Origin of the sequence: Eubacterium sp. 3_1_31 (genome assembly GCF_964249515.1) — a bacterium.
GTDB classification, from domain to species: Bacteria; Bacillota_I; Bacilli_A; order Erysipelotrichales; family Erysipelotrichaceae; genus Longicatena; species Longicatena caecimuris.
This window is the reverse complement of record NZ_CAXUBY010000095.1, coordinates 1-2,303: the sequence shown is the minus strand read 5'-3', so window position 1 is coordinate 2,303 and position 2,303 is coordinate 1. Positions and strand designations below refer to the sequence as shown.

General features: G+C 38.5%; 1 protein-coding gene. It reads left to right on the top strand.

Annotation, left to right across the window (positions count from 1 at the left end):
* Positions 1-731: 731 nt before the first annotated feature.
* A partial coding sequence (gene ltrA / locus ACESSZ_RS16355; RefSeq protein WP_499842902.1) for a group II intron reverse transcriptase/maturase occupies positions 732-2,303 on the top strand: 1,572 nt, incomplete at its 3' end.

Here is a 2,303-nt window from a genome sequence, read left to right as displayed (position 1 = left end):
GTGCGAGACGTTTCTACTTGAAAAGAGTAGACACTGCACAATCAATTAAAATTGTGTTGGAGAACTGAACACGCGAATAGTCGAATGATGGGGTAACGCCCTGAAAGGCTACTTTAATACTCCGACTGGCAGGATTATGAGTAAACATAGGTCTGTCAGAAGCTCGGTGAAGTCGGCAGAGAGATACCGTAACAGATAGCGCTGTCGAAAGATACCCAGAGGTGGGTGTCGTATCCTATATGCCGGAAGTCTATAAAATATCTATGGTTAGTATGTAGATGAGCGGTCTACTGACGAATCTTTGAATGTACAGGTCTATATCGGGACTGGATAGAAATGTCCAGTGACACAAATAGTGTCGCTACTGTGGGTGAGTAAGACTCGTTTTTATGAAAACCCATATAATGTTACAGGCATTATCAAAGTAGCAGGCTTAGAGAAGAAACCTACGGATATATATGTACAGATAGTGTGTTTGGAACGTTGAAAGCTGGCAACATGGAGATTTTACTGTCTATGAAGTGTTCACATCATAAGGTTGTTGTGAGATTAGCAATAATATAAGGTGTGTTTATGCCAGTGAAAGTGGTGGCACAGTACCTATGAAACCGTGATAACAAACGGTGGAGGGATAGCCACTAGTCATTGAAGAATAGAATTACTAAGAATGGTATGGGTTCGAGTAAGACTAAGAGATGTACTTGCCCCTGTGATTAAGGAGGGTACAGACCATGCTAAAGAAAGACAAGCTCCGCTATAACGAATATTATGATATGCAACATATTTATGATGAGTTATACGCACAGAGCAAAAATGGTAATAACTTTTATAAGTTACTGGAAATTATTGGTTCAGAACAAAATATCTGCTTGGCATACCGAAATTTAAAAACAAACAGCGGAAGCAAAACCGCTGGTACAGATGGGCTAACGATTGATGATATTAAACATTTGTGTGATGAAGATATTATTATGAAAGTCCGAAGCAGCCTGGATAATTACCAACCAAAATCAGTCAGACGGGTTTTTATTCCTAAATCTGGAAGCGATAAAATGCGACCTCTCGGAATCCCCTGTATCTGGGACAGACTTGTACAACAATGTATCTTGCAAGTCCTAGAACCGATATGCGAACCTAAGTTCCATAATCATTCCTATGGATTCCGTGCGAATCGAAGTGCCCACCATGCACTTGGCAGAGTAACCAGTTTGATAAACATATCAAAGTATCATTACTGCGTTGATGTAGATATTAAAGGATTCTTTGATAATGTCAACCACGGGAAATTGTTAAAACAGATTTGGACACTTGGCATTCGGGATAAAAGACTGATTTGCATTATTAGTAAAATGCTGAAAGCTGAAATTGACGGCGAGGGTGTCCCAGAAAAAGGAACTCCGCAAGGCGGTCTGTTAAGTCCCCTGCTCTCGCTCATAGTCCTTAATGAATTGGATTGGTGGGTAAGCAGTCAATGGGAAACTTTCCAGCCAAAGCACCGTAATAAAAACGGTTGGTTCCAATATGCAAAGAAACATACGAGGTTAAAAAGTGGCTTTATTGTGCGTTATGCTGACGATTTTAAAATTATGTGTTCGACCTATGAAGAAGCACAGCGATTCTATCACAGTACCGTAGATTTTCTTAACAAAAGGCTGAAATTAGAAATCAGTCCAGAAAAATCAAAGGTAGTAAATCTGAAGAAAAATTCATCAGATTTTCTGGGATTCAAAATTAAAGTGATTCCAAAAGGGAAAACAAAACATGGATATGTTGCCAAAACAGATATGAACCAGAAAGCACTAAAGAAAGCAAAAACAAATCTAAAGTTAAAAGTCAAGGATATAGTCAGGCACACAACTACTTTCCAGATTGCACGTTATAATCTGGCGGTTATGGGAATGCAGAATTATTATTGTGTGGCTACGAATATATACAACAATTTAACAGAAGTAAGTTACGCTCTTTTACCGACCACCAGAGTTCGCTTTAAAAAGATTGCAAAGCTAATACCTTTTGAAACTACAAGTCAAGATTTCCAGATGAAAACAACTGGAATACGACCACAAACAAAAATTATTATGATTGCCGATACTCCTCTATTGCCAATCAACGGAGTAAAACACAAAAATCCGCTGAATTTCTCACAGGATATATGCAACTTTACAGAACACGGAAGAAGCAGAATACATGAGGAAATAGCATTGGTAACCAAAGGAGAGATACGGATTCTTTTAGAGTATAAAGACCCCACAAAGAGTGTTGAATTTAATGATAATCGAATTGCGGTATTTATAGCCCAACAA